The organism is Dyadobacter psychrotolerans (assembly GCF_004349265.1).
Taxonomy (GTDB): domain Bacteria; phylum Bacteroidota; class Bacteroidia; order Cytophagales; family Spirosomataceae; genus Dyadobacter; species Dyadobacter psychrotolerans.
This window is the reverse complement of sequence record NZ_SMFL01000001.1, coordinates 547,957-564,307: the sequence shown is the minus strand read 5'-3', so window position 1 is coordinate 564,307 and position 16,351 is coordinate 547,957. Positions and strand designations below refer to the sequence as shown.

General features: G+C 41.4%; 8 protein-coding genes. 5 read left to right on the top strand and 3 right to left on the bottom strand.

Annotated elements, in window-relative coordinates:
* Nucleotides 1-210: 210 nt before the first annotated feature.
* Genes E0F88_RS02420 through E0F88_RS02410 form a run of 3 tightly spaced genes read right to left on the bottom strand, consistent with a single transcriptional unit; the run spans nt 211 to nt 6,285 of the window.
* Nucleotides 211-1,353 carry a hypothetical protein gene (locus E0F88_RS02420; RefSeq protein ID WP_181956067.1) on the bottom strand — a complete coding sequence of 381 codons (1,143 nt, stop codon included), beginning with the start codon at nt 1,351-1,353 and terminating at the stop codon, nt 211-213.
* 52 nt (nt 1,354-1,405) lie between these two features.
* On the bottom strand, nt 1,406-3,238 hold the full coding sequence (locus tag E0F88_RS02415; protein ID WP_131956294.1) for a RagB/SusD family nutrient uptake outer membrane protein: 1,833 nt from the start codon (nt 3,236-3,238) through the stop codon (nt 1,406-1,408).
* Nucleotides 3,239-3,249: 11 nt separating this feature from the next.
* Nucleotides 3,250-6,285, bottom strand: a complete 3,036-nt coding sequence (locus E0F88_RS02410; RefSeq protein ID WP_131956292.1) for a SusC/RagA family TonB-linked outer membrane protein — start codon at nt 6,283-6,285, stop codon at nt 3,250-3,252.
* 333 nt (nt 6,286-6,618) lie between these two features.
* On the opposite strand from E0F88_RS02410, the gene E0F88_RS02405 reads away from it, so the two are divergent.
* The 5 genes from E0F88_RS02405 (at nt 6,619) to E0F88_RS02385 (ending at nt 16,330) form a co-directional block, all read left to right on the top strand.
* A complete protein-coding gene (locus E0F88_RS02405; RefSeq protein ID WP_131956290.1) occupies nt 6,619-7,785 on the top strand; it encodes a LacI family DNA-binding transcriptional regulator in 1,167 nt (388 codons plus the stop codon).
* 552 nt (nt 7,786-8,337) lie between these two features.
* Nucleotides 8,338-11,370 carry a SusC/RagA family TonB-linked outer membrane protein gene (locus E0F88_RS02400; protein WP_131956288.1) on the top strand — a complete coding sequence of 1,011 codons (3,033 nt, stop codon included), beginning with the start codon at nt 8,338-8,340 and terminating at the stop codon, nt 11,368-11,370.
* 55 nt (nt 11,371-11,425) lie between these two features.
* Nucleotides 11,426-13,105 (top strand): RagB/SusD family nutrient uptake outer membrane protein, encoded by a 1,680-nt coding sequence (locus tag E0F88_RS02395; RefSeq protein WP_131956286.1) that lies wholly within the window; start codon nt 11,426-11,428, stop codon nt 13,103-13,105.
* Between the two features lies 1 nt (nt 13,106).
* Complete coding sequence (locus tag E0F88_RS02390) at nt 13,107-15,149, top strand: alpha/beta hydrolase family protein (RefSeq protein WP_131956284.1); 2,043 nt, start codon at nt 13,107-13,109, stop codon at nt 15,147-15,149.
* Between the two features lie 116 nt (nt 15,150-15,265).
* The gene (locus E0F88_RS02385; RefSeq protein WP_131956282.1) at nt 15,266-16,330 is read left to right on the top strand and encodes a glycoside hydrolase family 76 protein; all 1,065 of its coding nucleotides are present in this window, start codon (nt 15,266-15,268) and stop codon (nt 16,328-16,330) included.
* The last annotated feature ends 21 nt before the right edge of the window (nt 16,331-16,351 follow it).

Below are 16,351 nucleotides of genomic sequence, written 5' to 3'. Positions count from 1 at the left end.
TTCCGGGTTGTTAGTCTCGTCTTTTGGTTTTGCAATCCCCGGATTTTAATCCGGGGTTATTCAGGTTAGTCCCTTCGGGATCGTAAGCGATTAATTTTACTGAGCACCAGCAAGCCCAATGGGCCTGAATTTGAATAGCCCCGGGTTTTACCCGGGGTTCATGTCAATAGATCTGACGGAAACCCTAAAAGGGTTGAATATTTCGGCTCATCATTTTCTGCCTTTGTACTGATTCATTTTATCCTTTACCTCTTTACTCTTTGGCTGAAAATGCTCTACTAACTGATAGGTTTTCGCGGCATATTCTTCATTATCGTTTTCCAGATTTTTTGCCAAAACCAACAACACTGGTTCCGGCAATTGTTTTTGTTTTTCTAACAGCTTGATTTTTAATTTAAACTGTTCGCTATTGGATTCTATCGTGCTGGCCGCCAGTTTTTCTATGATATTAGTAGTAAGCGATATGTTTTCCAGCTTTTTCAAAATGGCAATTTGCATAGGATAAGAAGCGGATTGATAAGTCTCCCATAGCCAGTTTTGTTTTGGAATACCTGAAAAAAAATCGTTACCAGTTTTTTGCAAAGCGGTCCTTGCTGTAAACAGGTTTTTCCCCTGTATCACCTTTTCAATATCTTTTTCGTAATCCTTTTTTACCTGTCCGTTTTTATCAATTACTTTTTCCATGGCAGCGTATTGATAGTGGTAATTGTTGCTGCCAAGGAAGTCATGAAGCATTTCGCTATTCAGATAGGTTTCAGTGATATTTTTCATCTTGTCAACAATCAGCTTTGCGTAGGCAATGTGCCATAGTGTGAAGCAGGTATAAACCGCTCCGTCAATCACTTCATTTTTGATCGTTTTTAAGGTAGCGCCCGTTTTAGCATCGACATCGTTGGTAAGGCTGTCTGTGCCTTTTGTCATGAGGTCTTCCATTTTAAGATCGGCAAAAATGGAATTGGGTCTTGCAAGAATTTCAGCAAGCTTATCATAGTCTTCCTGTTTGAATTCATCATGATCCACTTTGGTAAGAATCTTTCCTTTTGGCAGATCATACCGCATATAGTTTCCCAACAGATCCCAGTAAAAATTAACATACACCGGTTTACACTCATTGGTGTAGCAAACCGGTGTAAAAATGTTCCGGAAGAAATATTGCGGTCTTCCGGAATCGTCAAGTGCAAGTTTAAGGGTATAGGAAAGGGTATCGTTTTCGACGATCTTAAATTCCCTAACTTTTTGAACTGGATCGTACTTAGCTTCTCTATTTTCGAAAGGCAACGAATCTTTTATGTTCTTACCAAAAAGATAAGTAACAGATAAAAGTGCCATTAAGAGAATACAAAAGCTTTTCATCACAAATTTTATTGTATTGCCGGTGACTACCAAAGGCAGAAATGCCCGTTAACTACCATCCAGGATTTTGCACCAGGTTCACATCTTTGTCAATTTCGCTTTGCGGGACCGGGAAAAGATAGTTTTTGTCGGTGAAAACACGGGTCTCAAAAACAACTCTTTTGAAAAAGGCAAGGTCAGTAAAACTTGTTCCTTTGTCGATATCCAATCCCCAGAAAGGTCCACCATCGGTTTTTTCTGCTGTTAACCAACGTCTCGAATCGAAGTAGCGGTGTCTCTCAAAGGCAAGTTCAATTCTTCTTTCCAACAGAATTCTTTCGCGCATCACTTCCTTGCTAAGGCCGGCAGCCAGTTCAGGAATCCCTGCTCTTTCGCGGATCAGATTGGTGTATTTTAAAATATCGGCATTGCCGGCAGCATATTCATTCAGAGCTTCTGCGTAACCCAGATAAATTTCGGCAAGACGCATCAAAACAAGCGGCCTTGAAATTCTCTGGCTTGTTGACTGGTTACTGCTTGGATGTATGTTTTTTCTTGCCAGATAACCCGTTCTTGTAAAGTTGTTGTTCCCACCGTTACGACCGTTATTTCCTGTAAAATAAATGCCGATTTTTGCGGGAAAAGCCGTTTTATTCAGGTTGTAGCTGCCGCTGTAAGTAATAGATGCATAAAAACGTGGCTCCCGGTTCAGGTACATATTGTATGTTCCGGTTTCAGTGTAGGTATTATTGGCTGTGGAGAAACCGGTCTCCTGATATCCCGATTTTGCATTGATGATCGGAGTGCCATCTGCATTGTATCCGATAATTGGAATTTCACCATTGGCCATTTGATATGCATCTACCTGCTGCTGAGGTACTCCATTCCCCGAAGTTCCTCCTGCAAATCTTGGCGTAGCTCTCCACTCCCAGTTGCTTCCAAGACCATTGGATTTTCTGGCAAAAATGGTTTCACTGTTCCAAACATCCAGTAATGCGTATTGATAAGACCGGAACGGGTCCAGTTTACCGGCAGCATCATTTACTTTGTAAAGGCTGAAAAGTCCAAGGTCAATCACAGCTTTGGCTGCATCAGCTGCTCTTTTCCACTTTTCGGGAGAATAGGTCTGGCTTACCAGTTGCTTTCCGTCTTTGTTTTTGAAATTGGCATATCTGGTATTGCCGTTCCACTGCGGACTGGCAGCATAAAGAAGCACACGTGCTTTTAAACCCATACAAACTGCCTTGGTCATTTTGCCATATTCATTTGGACTGTCGTACCAAAGCGGCAGATCAGCTCCTGCTTTGTCAAACTCAGAAACGATAAATTCAACACATTCATCATAAGAACTTCTTGGGTAGCTCAGTTCGGTCAGCGGAGTTGAGGGAGACACAACTTCATCGGGCGGAAGCAAAACTGCCGGACCATATTGTTTCAGAATATTGGCGTAAAATTCTGCCCGCAATGCACGCGCTTCGGCGCGGTATCTTTTTATGATTGCTTCACCGCCATCAGCTGCAAGGATTTCTGTGTTTTCACCAATTCGTTGCATGAAGTAAGTTGCAGTACGAATTCCAAGATAATACTGTCTCCAGAAGTTATAAAAGTCCTTACTTGCATCCCAGTTGCCGATATTCATCAGGTAAGTCGGGTGATTGGTATATGTGATATCACCTTCATCGGATAATCCCATGTATGGCGTGCCTACATCCAAAGTTTGGTCAGATTCGTCGCGGATGAAACTGTATACCTTGGCAAGATATTGTTCCGATTCCAGCCGTCTTTGAAATACTTCATCAACAGTCATACGGTCATTGGGAACCTGATTAAAAAAGTCGGGGTTACAGGCTGATGTAAAACAAACCAGAAAAGTAACCAGGATATATATATGTATCTTAAATTTCATATTCGTAGTAATTAAAAATTGATGTCGATACCTACACTAAACGTTTTTACATTAGGATAGTTGGTGCCTCTTCCGCTGCCTAATTCAACATCCCAAAGGTTAAATTTGCTGAAAGTCAACAGGTTGGTTCCGATGAAGAATAATCTTGAACTGCTGATGCCAGTTTTTTTAATCCATTTGTCAGGTATCTCAAACCCGGCTTGAAGCGTTTTAATCCGCAGGTAACCCGTGCTACGCATAAACCATGTGCTGGTTGCATAATTGTCATTTACAAGTCCGAAAGACAGACGTGGGTAAAAGGCATTCGGATTAGGATTTTGTGGAGTCCAGCGATCTTCTACAACATCAAACAGATTTCCTCTTTCTGAGCCGGCCTGGAAAGGAACAAATCCCTCGTCATTCATTACCACATCCACATTGCCGGCGCCTTGGAAGAACGCGCCAAGTGTAAAGCCCTTGTAAGAACCTGTTAATCCAAAACCATAAACGATTTCAGGGTATGGGCCGTAACCAACTGGTTTTACATCAAATTGATTGATAATACCATCTCCGTTCAGATCTTTGAAACGGACGTCACCCGGACGAACATCACCAACTTGTTTTGGTGCTTCAACAATTTCTGTTGAATCTTTAAAAAGACCTAATGCCTCATATCCAAAAACCTGAGTTGTTTTTTGTCCTACACGAGCCATCCATGGATAAGCTTTTGCCGGCTCATCATTACGGATGATTTTGTTTTTGGCATAAGTGAAGTTACCCTGAAATTGAAGCGATACCTGTCCGATTTTCGCATTGTATGACATCGATGCATCGACACCTTTGTTCAAAACGACACCTACGTTTCCATAAGGTTCCTGATTGATACCGATAAAACCAGGAATGGCAGTGCGTCGCAGGAAAATCCCTTCCCGATATTCGCGGAAGAAGTCAGCCTGGAAATTCAGTTTATTGTTAAGCGTGTAAAGTTCAAGTCCAAGGTTGGTTTTGGTAGCCGTTTCCCATGTTACATCCACGGGATATTCGCCGATATCCGTTCCTTTGAAACCGATGCTTGTTTGTCCCTGACCAAATGAATAAATATTGTCAGCAGTTGTTGTAACTGTTCCGATGTATGCGAAACGCCGTCCGCCAATGGTGCTGTTACCAACCAGACCATGTGTAAACCGGAATTTTAGAAACTGGATTATATTTTTTGCAGGATAGAAGAATTTCTCTTCTGACGGAACCCAGCCCAAACCGATGGAAGGGAAGAAACCATATCTGCTTCCTGCTGCAAAGTTTTCGGATCCATTGTATCCAAAATTGACTTCCGCCATGTACCTGTTTTCATACGCATAATTGGCACGGGCAGCAACACCACGTGAACGCTGCGGAAGTGAAGAAATCAAATCGCCTCCAGTTTCAATAAAGTCACGCTGATTGTATAATACAAGTGCTCCTACATCATGCTTTCCAAATGAATGGCTATAGTTTAAAGATGCTTCGTTGTAGAATTGGCGGTTACCAGAGCTGGTTGTGCTGTATCCCAAATATTGGGTTCCTACGTAAGTTCGGATAAATTGCAGATTTCCATCAGCGTCTCTTCCGGTAGCCAGCCAGCGATCCGGTTCTTTCGTCCGGTTGTTGGTGTGGCTGTTCAGTGCATCAAATGAGAACATACCGGTAATGTAAAGCCCTGGTATTACGGCATCCAGTTTTTGTGTCAAACGTAAATTGGAATACAGCTTGTTTGTCCATAGTGTTCTGTAACCGCGTTGTGTCAAACTGTTGTATGGATTAATGATAACGGTTGACGTTGAACCTGCCAGCCTGTCCTCAAACTTCACCGGATGAAAAACAGAAGGAATGGCCATTACATAACCAAAAATGGTACTAACTGTTTCCCCAGGCAAATTCCGGTTGGTCATATTTCCCTGAATACCCAATTCGATTTTAGTCGTTTTGCTGGCGTTTAAAGTCAGGTTGGACGTAAAGTTGTAACGATCCAGGTTTAATCTCGAATTGTATTTGGCAGCATCATCTGTTTTTAATAGACCAGATTCGCTGTAATAACCGGCTGATAAATAATATGTTGCAACTTCTGTTCCTCCTGAAATATTAACATTGGCATTTCGGTTGCTTGCATATTTTTTGAAGATCGTTTCATACCAATCTACGTTGGGATATAGATAAGGATCTTCTCCCGACATAGTTCTATTGATTCTGTCCTGTGTATAATTGGGATTTCCGCCTCTCGTTACCGAAGCTTCATTAGCCATATTCATATAGGTAATACCATCGGCCAGATCAGGTACTTTCGTGAAGGTTGTAACCCCTTCGGTGTATCTCACGCGAATTTTTGGCTTGCCGGCAACACCTTTTTTAGTGGTGATAATAATTACCCCGTTTGCACCTCTTACACCATAAACCGCTGTTGCTGAAGCATCCTTTAATACAGTGAAACTGCCGATATCTTCCGGATCAATGTCATTCATTTGTCTTTCAACACCATCAACGAGAACCAGCGGCTGGCTTAAACCTTTGTCCAGAGTGGCAATACCACGGATAAAAATTTCAGCATTATCATTACCCGGTTCACCGCTTCTCTGCACACCTACTACACCGGAAAGACGCCCAACAAGTGAAGAGGTCAGGTTTCGTACAGGTAATTTAAGTTCTTCCGGGCGAACGGTTGTCTGAGCTCCAACAGATGAGATTTTCTTCTGTGTACCATAACCTACAACGACTACTTCCTCCAAAGCTTTGGAATCTACCTTAATGGTTACGTCTATTTTAGTGCGGTTCGCAATGAGAACTTCTTCTTTTAAATAACCGACAAATGAGAAAACAAGAGTTGCGTTGGATTCGGCAGCAATGGAGTAATTACCGTCCACTGATGTGAGTGTTCCCTGCTGCGTTCCTTTAACTGTAATGGTTGCACCTGGAATTCCTTCGCCGCGGTCGTCGACTACCTTTCCGGTAATGGTTATCGACTGGGCAAAAATTTCTCCAGTGATTCCCTGAATGACGAACACCAATAAAAATAAACAGAGTATTTTTTTTTGCATAAAGAAGAGATTAAGAATTAGATGAATCTTGGAAAAGTACTTGAAACTAAAAAAATGATTAAGAGTTTAGGAATAGTTATCTGTTAAAAGAAAACTATTAAAACTGCCTTTTGAAGCCAATTTTCAATGAAGTTACATTCATCAATTGCAGTTGTCAATGGTGTTTAAAGCCAGTTTTATCCAAAAATAAAACAAAAAGTATCGGTAACGTTTGCGGATACGTTACCGATATATGGTTATGATTATTATTTATATGAAAATTTTATAAAAGAAGATTTTTCTATATTTGAATGATTATTTCTAAAATACTCTTCTTTATATCAGAATAATACAATGATTGCTTGTCCAAAATGCTCCGAAGTTGGTTCGATTATGAAGGCTGGTTACGTACGCAACAAGCAGCGCTACGTTTGCAAAAACTGTAATTACTTTTTTACTTTATCTGCACCGGAACAGCTCTCCTCAACCAAAAAGAGCCGGCGTCATCAAACAACCATTATCGATATTGCCCGGTCTATCGGAGTTTCTAATTCAACAGTTTCCAGAGCTCTGCATGGACATGTTGATATTAATCCGGAAACAAGGCAGGCGGTGCTTGACATGGCGGCCAAACTGGATTATCAGCCAAATCAGCTGGCGTATAATCTGGTGAAAAGCAAGACGAACACGATTGGTATGATCGTGCCGGAATTCCATAATCCGTTTTTCCCAAACGTGATTATCGGTGCGCATGACGTGCTGACTGCGGAAGGTTATAACCTCACGATCATGCAGTCTAACGAATCATATGCTGTTGAGGTCTCGAATACCAAGGCGATGCTTGCCAACCGGATTGACGGCCTGCTGATTTCACTGACACAGGAAACGAATAGTTTTGAACATTTGCAGGTTTTTGAAAAACGCGGAATTCCATTGATTCTTTTTAACAGAGTTTGTGACGATGTAGCTGCACCGAAAGTGGTGGTGAATGATTTTGAAGCTTCCTTTATGGCCGTCGAACATTTGATTCTCAACGGTTACGAGCGTATTGCGCATCTAGGCGGCCCGCTGAATCTGCTGGTGAGCCGGGAACGTTTGCGCGGGTACCGGGCCGCTTTGGAAAAACACGGCAAAAGTATTGAGGAGGATCTGATCATTCAGGGAATGCTGTCCCAGCAAAAGGCCAGGATTTATGGTAAATATCTGCTTGAACTGGAAAACAGACCGGATGCCGTTTTTGCAGTGAATGATTCAGCGGCCATTGAAATTATGCTGATGGCAGCTGAAAAAGGGATTCGTGTACCTGAAGAACTCGGCGTGGTAGGTTTTAGTGATAACCCCGAATCGGCGTATATCGGGCCGGGTCTGACCACAATCAGACAGCCAACTTTGGAAATGGGAAAAACAACTGCCAAATGGATTCTGCAAATGCTGGATGCAGAAGAAGAAATGAATTTTCCTCAGGAGCGGATTTTAAAGACCGAATTGGTTATCAGAGGGTCGTCGCTGCGTAAAGCTTAGGGAAATTAGTTACGAAGTGAACCGTTTTTTTGCCAAAACAAGACTAAAAATTGTGTTAAAATCCTTAATTTTTCGTTACCATAGTTCATTCAAATTATAATATTTAATATGAACAGGATCCAAGAACAGTGCAAAATTATGCCTTATATTGCTTAAATGATTATTTAAATATTGAAATAATACAAGTATTTTCTGTTTCTGAAAACTGGCCTTCTATTAAAAACCAGTTAAATATTTCAAAATAATCCTATAAAAAACTACTTCTGCTCTATTTTGGCAACGTTCCCGACAACGATTGCGTAAAAAAATACCAAGAATAACTTGGCTCTTTCTAACAATAGGTTCATCTTCCTAAAAGCAATCAGAAATAAGTTGATTAAAAAAATCACTTATTTCTTGATTTGATCACATTTCTTTCCAAGCGAAAATTCATCATTAAATAATAATCTCATTTACCCACAAACGATCCGACAGGATTTGCATGTAGTTTCTGATGGTTTGATAATATGAATTAAAGGTGAATAATTAGAATTTTATAAACTGTTATAATGTATGTTAAAAAAACTACAAAGTGCCTCAGCCCTCAGTCTTCTGCTATTAGGTGGTATGTTACCGCTTACCGGTCAGCAGGTTTTTGCCGGAACTGAATTAAGGATAACCAAACATGCAGTGGACGGGAAAAACCAGTCTAGGGCTGTTATTGATGTAAGTGGAAAAATTACCGGTGATAATGGAGAAGAACTGCCGGGTGTAAGTATTCTTTTAAAAGGAACAACCACCGGTGCAACTTCTGATGTGAACGGCGTTTTTAAACTATCCATTCCGGAAGGAAACGGAACGCTGGTTTTCTCTTATGTAGGTTACCTTACACAAGAGGTACAGGTTAATAACCGCTCGATTATTGATGTAAAACTTTTGACCGATACTAAAGCGCTGGAAGAAATTGTCGTGGTTGGTTATGGTACGATGAAAAAAAGCGATGTTACCGGTGCGATTACATCAGTAAAAGCAAAGGACATTACGGCTATCCCAACTACGAATGCACTTCGTTCTTTACAGGGAAAAGTATCCGGTATTGATATTACGCAAACTTCCGGTCAGCCTGGGGCAAATATCAACATTGTACTTCGTGGAAACCGCTCATTAAAGGCAGATAATAAACCTTTGGTACTTGTTGATGGTATTCCTTACGGTTCTTTTATTGACATCAACCCTACGGATATCGCTTCGATCGAAGTCTTAAAAGATGTGGCTTCTACTGCGATTTACGGAACCAGGGGTGCCAACGGTGTAATTATTATTACTACTAAAAAAGGCGTTTCGGGGAAATCAACTTTGTCGGTTAATTCATACGTTTCTATGAATAAAAAGGCATTGTATCCAAAGATGATGAATGGACAGGAATATGCTCAGCAAAAGCGTGAAGCGTACCGGACCACGAACGGCGACGTTTACCGGAAGGATGAGGATATTTTCCAGGTTACAGAATTGCAATACATTAAGGATGGGCAGTTCGAAGACTGGCAGAGCTACATTTTTCACAATGGTTTGATGCAGAACTACGAGGTCAATCTAACCGGCGGAAGCGAAAAGACAACCTTTGCAACTTCCTTTGGATATCAGAGAGATAAAGGTTTATTGCTTGATGATGTTTACAGAAGATTGAACGGAAAAGTGAGCATTGACCACAAGTTAAATAATAGGATCCGTGTCGGTGTAAGCGCTATTTATTCTTACAAAAATCAGGATAAAAGAGATAACCCGCTGAACATGGCAAACAAAATCCTTCCAATTGCGAAGGCTTTCAATGCCGACGGATCATTGATCCTGAATCCGGCTCCTGGTTACAGTGCACAATTTACTCCGCTGGCAGATGAGCAGCCAGGTGTATTTGTCAATAATATCAGGGACAAGAGATTATTTGCAACGGCATACATTGATGTAAAAGTAACCAATGACCTTTTCCTGAAATCGATGATCGGTCTGGATAACCTGGATTACCGACGGGGTTATTACAAAGGTTACAACACCATTGCCAATGCAGGACGCAACTCTGTATCCGGCGTTGAAATCAACAACGGCTTTAACTATACCTGGGAAAATACACTGAATTACACCAAAACCGTTGGAGTTCATCAGATACAGGGATTGTTAGGTACGAGTTCACTGGGAACCAATTATGAAGAATATACTTCGTCGGGTAACAACCAGGCTTCGCCGATTACGTCTTTCCATGATCTTAACTCGAATACTATTTCAAAAGTAATTGGAAGTAAGTTAAGAGAAACGCGTATCGCATCTTTCTTTGGAAGAGTTAATTATAAGCTAAACAACAAATACATCTTACAGGCTTCGCTTCGAACTGACGGATCTTCTGTATTGGCAGCTGGTAACAAATGGGGTTATTTCCCGTCTGCATCTGCTGCGTGGCGGATTATTGAAGAGCCATTTTTACAAAACAGTAAAGTCGTTAATGATCTGAAAGTTCGTTTAAGCTGGGGTAAGTCAGGTAATGCGGCTATTGATCCCTACGCTACTTTGGGAGGTTTGGGTTTATCAGCTTATGCATTTGGAACAAGTGCTGCATTTGGATATGCTCCAAATATCGTGGAAAATCCGGCCCTTACCTGGGAAACAACCGGTACCTGGAATGCGGGCCTTGATTTCGGGTTTTTCCAAAACAGAATTTCCGGTAACATAGATATCTATAAATCTCTGACAAAGGATCTGCTTCTGCCAAGTTTGCTTCCAACACACTCCGGGTACCCCGATATCCTGAAAAATGTAGGGCAGGTACAAAATAAAGGAATCGAGCTTTCGATCACATCACAAAACTTGAATGCTAAATCATTCAACTGGTCGACGGACTATACATTTACACTGAACCGCGAAAAAATTGTTGCCCTGAACGACGGTGTAACCCGAAATGAAGCTAACAGCTGGTTTGTTGGGGAGCCGACAAAAGTATTTTTTAATTACAAAAAAATAGGAAACTGGCAGCTTGGCGAAGAAGAGGCAGCCAAAAACTTTGGAAGCAACAAACCGGGTGACGTCAAGGTTGCCGACATAAATGGAAACGGTGTAGTTGATCCGGGTGACAGAACGACTTTTTCACAAGTACCTAAGTTTTCAATCGGTGTTAATAACCATTTTGAATATAAGAACTTTGATATGAGCGTTTTTGTATTTGCACGGATTGGACAGTTTATTAATTACGAATACAACAGCTCGGCCTACAAACCAAGTGCGCTGGAAAATTCCTCTAATGTGGATTACTGGACACCAGAAAACCCAACGAACGCTTTTCCAAGACCAAACAGTTCTTACTCGACCACCAACTATCTGTACCAGTCAACGCTGGGTTATGTTGACGGCTCTTTCCTGAAAATACGTGATGTGTCATTGGGCTATAACATCCCATCGGCAGTCGTTAAAAGAATCGGAGTGGGAAGAGTACGCGTTTATGGAACTTTACAGAACTATTTCACTTTCAGCAAAATAAAGGATTACGATCCGGAACGTGGCGGAGATTTGAGCTTCCCGCTGGTAAAACAAATGATCTTTGGTGTTAACATCGATTTTTGATCTGAAACACCTGATTTTATCCTGACAAGAAAAAAATATTCAAACTGACATTTCAATGAAAAGCAAAATTATAGCATTATGCATGGCGGTTTCCCTGGCTGGGTTAACATCCTGTGAAGATTACCTGACAGAATCCAACAAAAGCGGTTTGACGGCAGATCCGTTTTTTGCAACCGAATTGGGTATCACTGCAGCAGTGAATGCAAGTTACTCAGGAACCAGATTATGGTATGGTAAAGAATTCCCGATGGCATTTACAGAAACCGGAACGGACCTTTTCCTTCGCGGTGGTGATAACAAGGCCAATCAGATTTCAGATTATACAGTGGATTTAAATGGTGCACAGACAAACCTTAAAGATTCCTGGGGTCATTTGTACAAAGCATTGAACACCTGTAATACGGCGCTTAAAATGCTTCCTTCGCCCGTTTTAAGTGAAGCTTTAAACAAACAATATGCAGGAGAAGTAAGATTTTTACGTGCTCATTATCTATGGCTGATCACCGAAACCTGGGGAAATGTGGTGCTTCTGACTGAGCCTACTATTGGTGAAGTTACAACGGCAAAAAGATCAAGTGTTGAAGATTTTTACAAAGTTATATTTGATGACCTGAACGTTGCTATTGCAAATTTAGCTGCACAAAAGTCTTCAACCGGGCGTATCACCCAGGATGTAGCAAAAGCATTTAAGGCGCGGATGTGTCTGACACGTGCAAGCGCTACCAACAACGCTGCACTGTATGCCGAAGCTGCAACTTTGGCCAAAGAGGTAATTGCAACAGGTCGTTATACGCTGTTCAGCGATTTTAAATTACTTTGGGATATGAAAAATTCAGAAGGCGGAGCAAATTCTGAGGTGGTTTATTATGTCAATTACACCAACGATGATACAATGAATGGTGATTTTGACCCGGCTGCCGGAAAGGGAAATAACAGTCACCTGCACTATATTATGGTTTATGACAAACAGCCTGGTATGGAACGTTCTGTTCTTTATGGTCGTCCTTACCAGCGTTATGTTCCTACTTTGCGTCTGCTCGATCTGTTCAACGAAAAGATAGATCAGCGCTACGACGGAACATTCCAGACCGTATGGAAAGCAAACATGGCTAACCTGAAAGCAGGAACGGTTACAGGATATGCGAAAATGGCATTGGGCGATACGTCTATGTTATTCCTGAAATCCGTAGCTACACCGGCACAAATTGCCAATGCAGCCAATAAATATAAACTGTACGACCGCAACACGATGTATAAAGATGGTGTTTTGCAAACAAGATCCCAGTTTATTCAGATGAGCAAACATATGGATCCAACCCGATTAACAGCAAATCAGGAATGGAGTTCACGTGATGGTTTTGTGATCCGTATTGCAGAAATGTATCTGATCGCATCGGAAGCTTTGATGAGCACTGCTCCAACCGAAGCTTTGAAATACATAAACGATCTGCGTAAGAAACGTGCGATCCCAGGGAAAGAAACTGATATGGAAGTAGCTGCCAAGGATTTGAACATTGACTTCATTCTGGATGAACGTGGTCGTGAGCTTGCAGGAGAAATGCTTCGTTGGTTTGATCTGAAACGTACAGGTAAACTGGTTAGCTACGTTCAGAAATACAACATGGACGCAAAAGCAAACATTAAGGAAACGCACATGTTGCGCCCGATTCCTCAGGTTGAGCTGGATGCGATCACAAATAAAGAAGAGTTCAAACAAAATCCTGGTTATAACTAGTATGTCAGGAAACAGACTCTCAAGACTTTCCAAGTTTTCGAAACTTGGAAAGTCTTTTAAAGGATACCGGTTTGCTCTAAGCATTCCGGTATTTCTTTTTGTTCATCAGATTGTATTTGCCCAGGAAAATGCCAATGCGCTGGCCTGGCGTAATAACATTGCCTACAATACCTACCTGCTGCGCGAGGTTCATCAGCAGTTTGATGACAGAAAAAAAGCTTTTTCGTCAGCACTTTCTTCAAAAAAGGCGATGGAACAATACCGCGACAAATCGATCGAACGCTATCGCTCGATTGTCGGCAGCTTTCCTGCAAAGTCGGATTTAAAAGTGAAGATTACCGGAACGAAAAATTATCAGGGATTTACGGTAGAAAACATTCTATTCCAAAGTACGCCTGGCCGCTACGTAACAGCTAACTTATATCTTCCCGATAAAAAAGGACCATCTCCGGGAATTTTGATTCTTGCCGGACACGGGATGTCGGGAAAAGGCTCTGCGCAAAAAGAAGCCCTGATATTGGTTCAAAATGGATTCGCTGCACTGACGGTGGATCCGGTAGGGCAGGGAGAAAGGGTGCAGTTACTGGACGGTGAAGGAAAAGCCGCGACCAGAGGATCGACCACAGAACATACTTTGCTTAATGCAGGTGCAAATCTGACAGGTACCAGTGTGGCGATGATCGAATATTGGGATAACCATCGCGCGCTCGACTACCTGGAAACCCGGCCAGAGGTTGACAAAAATAAACTGGGGTGTATCGGAAGTTCCGGCGGTGGCACACAGACAACCTACATGCTGGGTTTGGATGAACGGATTAAAGTAGCAGTTGTCTGCAGTTATGTTTCAAAAAGGGAAAGGGTACTTGAACTAAACGGGCCATCGGATGGCTGCCAGCATATCCCTTACGAAGGAAGAGAAGGCCTTGAACTTGCAGATTTTCTTTTGATGTTTTCGCCAAAGCCATTATTGATCATGTCGGGTCTTTATGATTTTGTTGATTACGTAGGGGCGCAGCAAACTTTCGGTGAACTCAAAGAAGCTTACAAGGTTTTAGGAGAAGAAAATAAAGTCAGCATGTTTACCGCCGAAAGCGGGCACGGTATGCCAAGGCCAAAACGCGAAGCGGCGACAAGCTGGTTTAGAAGATGGTTTTACCAGGATAACAATCCGGTTCAGGAAAAAGAAATGACGTCAATTCCGGAAAAGGATCTTTTGGTTACAAACAGCAGCCAGGTTTTGACGGATTTTCAGGATGGTATTTCAACTCTGCTGGAAAACAAACTTTTAACCGAACAGCTCGCAACAACCAGATCTGCTTTTGTTAGAAATGAAATTGGTATTGTCAAAGCAAAAGTGCTTGATCTTTTGGGAATAAAACTTTCTGAAGAAAAAATTACCATAGAGCAAACCGGAACTTCCAGGCAGCGAAATTTTACCATTCATAAATACCAGATCGCAAAAAATGATGAAATTCCCATTCCTGTAGTGGTTATTTATCCTGAAAAAGTTTCTGTGAATGGTAAGGTTACACTTTACCTGAATGAAAATGGAAAAGCTGAAACGCTGGCGAGTGATAGGGCGTTAGAGCCTTTTATCAATCGCGGTGATATCCTTGTTCTTGCCGATCTTCGTGGATTTGGTGAAACTGCCGATCCTTTGGAGTTGAACGATACCAAATACTGGAATAAGGAATACCGAAATGCCATGACCAGCATGCATATCGGAAAGCCGGTAATGGGGCAGCGTGTAACAGATATTTTATCCGTAGTCGATTTTATAAATTCTGATAGTAAACTAAAAGATCATAAAATTAACCTGGTCGCAAACGGAGCTTACGGCCCGGCTGCTATTCATGCGGCTTACCTGGACAAAAGGATTTCGCAAACTGAAATTTCCCGTTCTTTTAAATCTTTTGAAGAGATTGTAAAAAATCCAATGCAGCGGGATGTGTATTCCAATGTGCTTTATGGTGTTTTGAAATATTACGATTTAAAAGATCTGGTAAATCTTACAGGAAACGGCAGGATCAGGTATGTGGATTAAATCGGATATATTACAACATTAAGGAGTTAAGAAAAATTAAGACTTAATGTTTCTTAACTCCTTAATGGTTTTAAAATATTCTCGTCTTTACCTTTGATAAAATCCTAAAAACCATCATGATGATAAAAACTGCTTTACTATTTTCGATTATCATTTTGTCAAACTTCAGGTTAAGCGCGCAATCTCCTGATTATAGAGGCCGGATTGTTGTTATCAACCAAAATATAAACAAGATATTCTACAAACCTGAAACCGGCTTATACATTGAAACGAACGGGAAAAACGATAAACCGCATTCCTATCTCTGGCCATTATGCGCACTCATGCAGGCAGCTAATGAAACGGAACAATTAGAACCGAAAAAGGAATATCTAAAGCCGGTTTTAGCTGCAATACAGCAATACCACAATAACGAACCTCCGGCTCCTGGTTATCAGGCTTATGTAACCAAAGAAGGTAAGGATTCGCGCTTCTATGATGATAATCAGTGGGTTGCTATTGCCGCGCTTGATGCCTACAACCGTACCGGCAAAAAAACATATTTAACCCTGGCCGAAGAAATTTATCGTTTTATGATGACGGGTTTTGACGAAAAAAGCGGTGGCGGGCTGTATTGGAAGGAAGATGAAAAGAATACCAAAAATACCTGTTCCAATGGCCCGGGGATTCTGGTTGCTTTGCAGTTATATAAAATCACAAAAAAGAAAGAATACCTGACCGTAGCAACGCAATTGTACGATTGGACAAACAAACATCTGCGTGCTCCGAATGGCATTTACTGGGACGCGATTAAGATTCCCGACATGAAAATAGATTCGGCCAAATACACTTACAATACCGGTACCATGCTGCAATCCAATGTTTTGTTCTACCAAATTATGAAGGAGAAAAAGTATCTGGATGAAGCCATTTTTGTTGCTGACGCAGCAGAGAAATTCTTTTACAAAAACGGAAAGTTGCCAGGGAATTACTGGTTTAATGTTGTGTTGCTGAGAGGGTACGAGGAACTCTATAAAGTGGACAAAAACAAAGAAAGGTTCCGGTTTTTTGTCAGCGACGCCGAGAGGATCTGGTCCCAGGAGCGGGATGAGAATAATTTGCTTGGAAGAAAAAAAGAAAAAGGTCTTATAGACCAGGCTGCAATAATGGAAATGTATACACGGCTGGAAAGACTAAAATAAAATTTTAGCTTAATTTTTCTT

Excerpts from the sequence above, each read along its gene's own strand:
- E0F88_RS02420 (WP_181956067.1), bottom strand. The coding sequence starts at position 1,353 with ATGAAAAGCTTTTGTATTCTCTTAATGGCACTTTTATCTGTTACTTAT.
- E0F88_RS02415 (WP_131956294.1), bottom strand. The coding sequence starts at position 3,238 with ATGAAATTTAAGATACATATATATATCCTGGTTACTTTTCTGGTTTGT.
- E0F88_RS02410 (WP_131956292.1), bottom strand. The coding sequence starts at position 6,285 with ATGCAAAAAAAAATACTCTGTTTATTTTTATTGGTGTTCGTCATTCAG.
- E0F88_RS02405 (WP_131956290.1), top strand. The coding sequence starts at position 6,619 with ATGATTGCTTGTCCAAAATGCTCCGAAGTTGGTTCGATTATGAAGGCT.
- E0F88_RS02400 (WP_131956288.1), top strand. The coding sequence starts at position 8,338 with ATGTTAAAAAAACTACAAAGTGCCTCAGCCCTCAGTCTTCTGCTATTA.
- E0F88_RS02395 (WP_131956286.1), top strand. The coding sequence starts at position 11,426 with ATGAAAAGCAAAATTATAGCATTATGCATGGCGGTTTCCCTGGCTGGG.
- E0F88_RS02390 (WP_131956284.1), top strand. The coding sequence starts at position 13,107 with ATGTCAGGAAACAGACTCTCAAGACTTTCCAAGTTTTCGAAACTTGGA.
- E0F88_RS02385 (WP_131956282.1), top strand. The coding sequence starts at position 15,266 with ATGATGATAAAAACTGCTTTACTATTTTCGATTATCATTTTGTCAAAC.